Origin of the sequence: Nocardioides sp. SYSU D00038 (assembly GCF_016924665.1) — a bacterium.
In the GTDB taxonomy this organism is placed as follows: Bacteria; Actinomycetota; Actinomycetes; order Propionibacteriales; family Nocardioidaceae; genus Nocardioides.
Window position 1 is genome coordinate 1 of sequence record NZ_JAFFJT010000020.1, and the last position, 6,354, is coordinate 6,354.

8 protein-coding genes are annotated in these 6,354 nt (G+C 73.1%); 1 reads left to right on the plus strand and 7 read right to left on the minus strand.

The window, feature by feature from the left end; translation table 11 throughout:
* Positions 1 to 116: 116 nt before the first annotated feature.
* From JT721_RS12230 to JT721_RS12245, 4 genes are all read right to left on the minus strand, one after another.
* On the minus strand, positions 117 to 467 hold the full coding sequence (locus JT721_RS12230; RefSeq protein WP_205473424.1) for a DUF1304 domain-containing protein: 351 nt from the start codon (positions 465 to 467) through the stop codon (positions 117 to 119).
* 18 nt (positions 468 to 485) lie between these two features.
* Positions 486 to 1,436 carry a DMT family transporter gene (locus JT721_RS12235; protein WP_307828021.1) on the minus strand — a complete coding sequence of 317 codons (951 nt, stop codon included), beginning with the start codon at positions 1,434 to 1,436 and terminating at the stop codon, positions 486 to 488.
* Positions 1,437 to 1,536: 100 nt separating this feature from the next.
* Positions 1,537 to 2,214: a response regulator transcription factor gene (locus JT721_RS12240; RefSeq protein WP_205473425.1), complete on the minus strand. Its 678-nt coding sequence runs from the start codon at positions 2,212 to 2,214 to the stop codon at positions 1,537 to 1,539.
* Positions 2,211 to 3,368, minus strand: coding sequence for a cell wall metabolism sensor histidine kinase WalK (locus JT721_RS12245; protein ID WP_205473426.1), 1,158 nt, complete (start codon positions 3,366 to 3,368; stop codon positions 2,211 to 2,213). Before JT721_RS12245 ends, JT721_RS12240 begins: the two co-directional genes overlap by 4 nt.
* Positions 3,369 to 3,489: 121 nt before the next feature.
* Here JT721_RS12245 and phoU point away from each other — a divergent pair, with 121 nt between their 5' ends.
* A complete protein-coding gene (phoU, locus tag JT721_RS12250; RefSeq protein ID WP_205473427.1) occupies positions 3,490 to 4,146 on the plus strand; it encodes a phosphate signaling complex protein PhoU in 657 nt (218 codons plus the stop codon).
* 7 nt (positions 4,147 to 4,153) lie between these two features.
* Here phoU and JT721_RS12255 read toward each other — a convergent pair whose 3' ends face one another.
* The 3 genes from JT721_RS12255 to JT721_RS12265 all read right to left on the minus strand — a co-directional run.
* Entirely contained in the window at positions 4,154 to 4,897 is a 744-nt protein-coding gene (locus tag JT721_RS12255) for a phosphoglyceromutase (protein WP_205473428.1), read from the minus strand.
* Positions 4,897 to 5,436 carry a hypothetical protein gene (locus JT721_RS12260; RefSeq protein ID WP_205473429.1) on the minus strand — a complete coding sequence of 180 codons (540 nt, stop codon included), beginning with the start codon at positions 5,434 to 5,436 and terminating at the stop codon, positions 4,897 to 4,899. The genes JT721_RS12255 and JT721_RS12260 overlap by 1 nt, the downstream gene beginning before the upstream one ends.
* A 107-nt stretch (positions 5,437 to 5,543) precedes the next feature.
* A partial coding sequence (locus JT721_RS12265) for a UbiA family prenyltransferase (protein ID WP_205473430.1) occupies positions 5,544 to 6,354 on the minus strand: 811 nt, incomplete at its 5' end.

Below are 6,354 nucleotides of genomic sequence, written 5' to 3' on the forward strand. Positions count from 1 at the left end.
CCCCCCGCCCGCGCCTCCCCCCCCCCCGGGGGTGTGTGCCCCCCCCGGGGGGGGCCCCCCCCCCCCCCACCCCGCCCCACCCCCCGCCCCAGCACCACGAGACGGGCGACGGGGTCTCAGGCGAGCAGCACCGCGCCGATCGCCAGCAGGGCCGGGACGGCCTGGACGAGGAGGATGCGGGTGCTGACGGTGGCGGCGCCGAAGAGGCCGGCGACGACGACGCAGGACAGGAAGAACAGCTCGGGGTCGCGGCCGTCGGTCGCCAGTCCCCAGACGAGCCCGGCGACGAGGAACCCGTTGTAGAGACCCTGGTTCGCGGCGAGGGCGCGGGTCGACTCGGCGAACTCGGGGGTGGTTCCGAAGACCGAGCGACCGGCGGGCCGGGTCCAGAGGAACATCTCGAGGACCAGGAAGCAGAGGTGCAGTGCGGCGACCAGGCCGACCAGCACGTTGGCGAGGACGTCCACGCCCCGCATCATGCACCGTCAGGCGGGCTGGTGTGCCTCGTCGGCGAGGGTGCGGGGCTTGCGGCGGGCGACGGCGACGCCGACGAGGGCCAGCGCGCCACCGACGTACGCCATCGTGGGCGGCACCTCGTCGAGCAGGAGCAGACCCATCACGATCGTGATGGGCGGCACCAGGTAGGTGGTGACGCCGAGGCTGCTCGCCGACATGTGGCGGAGGGCGAATGCGTAGGTGGTGAAGGCGATCGCGGTCGGGAACACCCCGAGGTAGACGACCCAGCCCACCGACGAAGCGGGCGCGTCGGCGACCTCGCCGGCCAGCTGGCCGGCGAACGGGAGGCACGCGATCGCGCCGACGGTGCACGCGAGCCAGGTGACGTGGACGGCGGTCAGCCGGGCGACCAGCGGCTTCTGCAGGATCAGGCTGATGGAGTAGACCACCGCCGAGACCAGGCAGAGCACCACGCCCAGCAGGTCGCGGTCGCCGCCCCCGTCAGAGCTCGACAGGCCGATGATCGCGACGCCGCCGAACGCCAGCGCCAGGCCGAGGGCGAGGTACGTCGTGAACCGCTCGTGCAGGAACAGCGCGGCGAGCAGCGCGATCAGCACCGGGGAGACCTGGATCAGCATCGCCGCGGTGCCGGCGTCGACCCGGCGCTCCCCCTCGTTGAGGGCGACGTTGTAGACGCCGAACCACAGCACGCCGATGGCCACGATCGAGACCCACTCGCGACGGGTGGGGCGCGGCAGCCCCTGCGACAGCGCGACGACCCCGAGCACCACGGCGCCGACGCCGGTGCGACCCAGCGACAGCGCGCCGGGGGAGAAGTCCTCGCCCAGGTGACGGATCGCCACGAACGCCGAGGCCCAGAGGAGCAGGGTGACCCCCACCGCGGTCACCGGCAGCAGGGGCGCGACCGAGCCGTCGTCCGAGGCTGCGGGGGTGGGCTGCTGGGTGGGGGCGCTCGTCACGGGTCCAGCCTAGGAACGACCATGACCCGTTGCCACGCGGTTTTCGGACGCCGAGGCGCCACATCCCGCCACGGCCGTGCGAGGGCGGCCGGCCGCCGGGTCAGAGGTCGAGCTTGTAGCCCAGGCCGCGGACGGTGACGAGGTACTTCGGCTCGCCCGGGTCGGGCTCCAGCTTGGCGCGCAGCCGCTTGACGTGGACGTCGAGGGTCTTGGTGTCGCCGACGTAGTCGGAGCCCCAGACCCGGTCGATCAGCTGGCCCCGGGTCAGCACCCGGCCGGGGTTGCGCAGGAACATCTCGAGCAGCTCGAACTCCTTGAGCGGCAGCCGCTGCTCCTGCCCGTCGACGGTGACGACGTGGCGCTCGACGTCCATCCGCACCGGCCCGGCCTCGAGGGTGGCGGGGGAAAGGTCGGGCTCCTGGCCGCGGCGCAGCACGGCGCGGATCCGGGCGACCAGCTCGCGGGGCGAGTAGGGCTTGGTGACGTAGTCGTCGGCGCCCAGCTCGAGGCCCACCACCTTGTCGACCTCGTCGTCCTTGGCGCTGACCATGATCACCGGCACGGTGGAGGTCTGGCGGATCACGCGGCAGACCTCGGTGCCGGGCAGGCCCGGCAGCATCAGGTCGAGGAGCACGATGTCGGCACCGTTGCGGTCGAACTCGGTCAGCGCGGAGTTGCCGTCGGCCGCGATGGCGACCTCGAACCCCTCCTTGCGGAGCATGTAGGCGAGAGCCTCGCTGTAGCTCTCTTCGTCCTCGACGACGAGTACCCGGGTCACGGGCTTACCTCTTTCTGCAGGTTCTCCTGCAACGTCCCGGTCAGGTGCCGGGGCAGGCTCAGCGTGAAGGTGGAGCCCTGTCCCTCGACGGACCACACCTTGACGTCGCCGCCGTGGGTGGCGGCGACGTGCTTGACGATGGACAGGCCGAGCCCGGTGCCGCCGGTGGAGCGGTGGCGGGCGGGGTCGACGCGGTAGAAGCGCTCGAAGATCCGGTCGATCTCCTGCGAGGGGATGCCGATGCCCTGGTCGACGACCGACACCTCGACCGACCCCTGCGCGGCCTTGGTGCTGACCAGCACCGTCGAGTCGTCGCCGGAGTAGGACACGGCGTTCGCGACCAGGTTGGCGACCGCGGCGGTCACCTGCTCGCGGTCGCCGAAGACCTCGAGGCCGGGCGTGCCGCCGGTGACGATCTGGATCCGCTTGGAGTCGGCGTCGATGGCGCTGGTGTCGACGGCGACCCGGATCACCTCGTCGACGGCGATCGCCGCCGGCGCCTCCATCGGGTCGTCGGCCTGGAGCCGCGACAGCTCGATGATCTGCTGCACCAGCCGCGAGAGCCGGTCGCTCTCCAGCAGCATCCGGTCGGCGAACCGCTTGACCGCCTCCGGGTCGTCGCTGGCGTCGCTGACCGCCTCCGACAGCAGCCGGATCGCGCCGACGGGCGTCTTGAGCTCGTGGCTGACGTTGGCCACGAAGTCACGACGCACCGCCTCGACGCGGCGCTCGCGGGTGCGGTCCTCCACCAGCGCCAGCACCAGGCGGCTGCCCAGCGGCGCCACCCGAGCCGTCACGTGGCGCGACGGCACCCCGGGCCGTTGCATGAGCAGCTCGGTCTCGCGGATCTGCCCGTCGCGGCGCACCTGGCTGACCAGCTCGGCGAGCTCGTCGGAGGCGAGCGAGGCGCCGCGCACCAGCCCGAGGGCGTACGCCGGCGCGGACGCCTTGAGCACCGTGTCGGCGTCGTCGACGACGACCGCGCTGCTGCGCAGCACCGACAGGACCGTGGCCACCTCGGGTGGTACGACGGGCTGGGCGACCGGGGCGGCGTGGTGCTGCTGGCGGTCGCTGATGTGCCAGGCGAGCACGGCACCTCCGGCGACGACGGCGCCGATGAGCGCGGCGAGGAACGCCTGCGTCGTCGGGTCCACATCTCGATGGTAGGGCGCGATTCACCCGCTGTTGGCCACGGGAGCCGGGTGCTTCGCAACGTTCATCCTGCGTTCACGCCATGACCCCGGGTGGTCATGTACGGCTGGTTGGCTCTGCGGCATGCGCGACGTCTTCCACGAACAGCTCGACTCCGTCTTCCTCGACCTGGCCGCGATCTGCCGCTCGGTCGAGACCGCCGTGGGTCGGGCGACCCGGGCGCTGCTCGACGGCGACGCGGCCGTGGCCGAGCAGGTAATCAGCGCCGACATCGACATCGACCGGGCGCGGGAGCGGGTGGAGGACACGGCGTTCTCGCTGCTCTCGCTGCAGCAGCCGGTCGCCGGAGACCTGCGCGTCGTGGTCGCGGCCCTGCGGATGGTCAGCGAGCTCGAGCGGATGGGCGACCTGTCGGTGCACGTCGCCAAGATCGCCCGGATGCGCGTGCCGCGGCTCGCGCTGCCCGACGAGGCCCGCCCCACGATGAGCCGGATGGCCGAGGTCGCCGAGGACATGGTCAAGCGGGTCGGCCAGATCATCGAGGACAAGGACGTGGCCGCCGCCGTCGCGCTGGGCCGCGACGACGAGGAGATGGACCAGCTGCGCCGGGCCAGCTTCACCGAGCTGCTCTCGGACAGCTGGCCGCACGGCGTCGAGTCGGCGGTCGACATCGCCCTGCTCGGCCGCTACTACGAGCGGATCGCCGACCACGCGGTGTCGGTGGCCAACCGGGTGGTCTTCGTCGTGACCGGCGACAACCCCACCTCGGTCGGCGCCTGAGGCGGCGTCAGCGGCCCTGGCTGGCGACCGCGGCGGCGGCCGCGGCTGCGGCCTCCGGGTCGAGGTACTCCCCGCCCGGCAGCGTGGGCCTGAGGTCCTCGTCGAGGCGGTAGACCAGCGGCATCCCGGTGGGGATGTTCAGCCCGGCGATGTCGTCGTCGCTGATCCCGTCGAGGTGCTTGACGATCGCGCGCAGGCTGTTGCCGTGGGCTGCCACCAGCACGGTGTTGCCGGCCCGCAGGTCAGGAACGATCGAGGCGTCCCAGTACGGCAGCATCCGGGCGATGACGTCCTTGAGGCACTCGGTGCGCGGCAGCTCGTCGCCGAGGTCGGCGTACTGCGGGTCGCCGGCCTGCGACCACTCCGAGTCGTCGTCGAGCGGCGGCGGGGGGACGTCGAAGGAGCGGCGCCAGAGCATGAACTGCTCCTCGCCGTACTGCTCGAGCGTCTCCTTCTTGTTCTTGCCCTGCAGGGCGCCGTAGTGACGCTCGTTGAGGCGCCACGACCGGCGCACCGGGATCCAGTGCCGGTCGGCGGCGTCGAGGGCCAGCGCGGTGGTGTTGATCGCCCGGCGCAGCAGCGAGGTGTGCACGACGTCGGGCAGCACGCCGGCGGCCTTGAGCTGCTCGCCGCCGCGGTAGGCCTCGACCTCGCCCTTCTCGGTGAGCGGGACGTCGACCCAGCCGGTGAAGAGGTTCTTGGCGTTCCAGTCGCTCTCGCCGTGGCGGAGCAGCACCAGGGTGAAGGTCATCAGTGGCCCTCGCCCTCGGCGAACTCGCAGGAGTAGGCCTCGCCCGGCTCCTCGTCCTTGGCCCCCGCCGCGGGCAGCTCGACGTCGGCGTACTCGTGGCAGGCGCGGACCACCGGGGCCCGCAGCTCGAAGGTCTCGCCGCTGGCGAACGTCAGCACGACCGGGACGACCTGGCCGACGGTGAAGTCGCCGGTGACCTGGATGCCGCCCTCGTCGGCGAGGCTGACGTAGCCGCCCGGGCCGACCTCGATCGGCTCGAACTCCGCGGTCTCGAGGGTCGCGTCGTCACCACCGGCCAGCTGCTCGAGGCTGTCCTCGGACTCGGGGTCGCCGTTGGCCAGCCCGGCGATGAACGTGCCGGCGTCGTCGCGGCCGGCGACGATCATCGCGCTGAGCACGTCGACCGCCTCGCCGCGCTCGTTGACCCCGGCGCCGGGCGTGTACGGCTGGTCGGTGCCCAGGTCGAAGCCGCAGGAGCTCAGCGCGAGGGTGGCGAGCAGGGCGCCGGTCGAGAGCGCGAGCGAGCGTCGGAGCTGCATGGTCGAGGCCTTCTCCACGGGTGCTGGGGGTGGTGCTGGGGTCCTGGTGCGGCGACAGCCTAGCGTCAGGCCATCGGTGTCCGGACGGCGGTCGGGCCATCCGCCGGCTACTGCGAGAGGCCCTGGTAGGTCGCCGCGAACGCGAGCCCGACGCCGACGGCGACGAGGTAGACGACCGTCACCACCAGCAGCCGCGAGGCGCCCAGCCGCAGGCCGAGCCGGAGCGGCAGGTTGCGCCAGCCGTCGGCGTTGTCGGGCACCAGCCCCCAGATGCTGCGCAGCACGTGGACGCCGATGCCGAGCAGGCCGGCCAGCACGGTGATCAGCACCTCGGGGGGCTCGCCGGTGTCGCGGCCGCCCCAGCCGCCGTAGGAGAGGAACGCCGGGTAGAGCGCGAACGACACCGCCCACGGCAGCCACGAGAGCAGGCCCTTGCGCAGCCAGTGCCAGCTGCCGACCAGGGCGACGAGCAGCGAGGCGCCGTACGCGGCCCCGGCGACCAGCCCGCCGGCGGCAGCCATCGGCACCAGCACCAGGACCGCCAGCGCGACGACGAACCACACCGTGCCCGGGTCGAGTCGGCCGTCGGCGACCGGCTTGCCCGGTGTCGCGTGCCGGGCGTCGCGGCGGCGGTCGGCCAGGTCGTTGGTCCAGCCCAGGATCGCCTGGCCGACGATCACGGTGCCGAGCACCAGCAGGATCTCCCGCGCCGGTCGCCCGGCGAGGGCGGCGCAGCCGGCCAGGACCAGGCCGGTGAGCACCGCCTGGCGCGGGTGGGCGGCGCGGAGCAGCAGCAGCGGCGTCAGGTCGCCCACCCGTCGCCGGCGGGCCCCGGGGGTCGTGGGCTCGGGCGTCGGGCCGGGTTCGGGGGTGGGGCCGGGTTCGGGGGTGGGGCTGGGTTCGGGGGTGGGGCTGGGT

What these genes read in the sequence shown, in the direction of transcription:
- JT721_RS12255 (WP_205473428.1), bottom strand. Translation starts at nt 4,897, where the DNA reads ATGACCTTCACCCTGGTGCTGCTCCGCCACGGCGAGAGCGACTGGAAC.
- JT721_RS12260 (WP_205473429.1), bottom strand. Translation starts at nt 5,436, where the DNA reads ATGCAGCTCCGACGCTCGCTCGCGCTCTCGACCGGCGCCCTGCTCGCC.
- phoU (WP_205473427.1), top strand. Translation starts at nt 3,490, where the DNA reads ATGCGCGACGTCTTCCACGAACAGCTCGACTCCGTCTTCCTCGACCTG.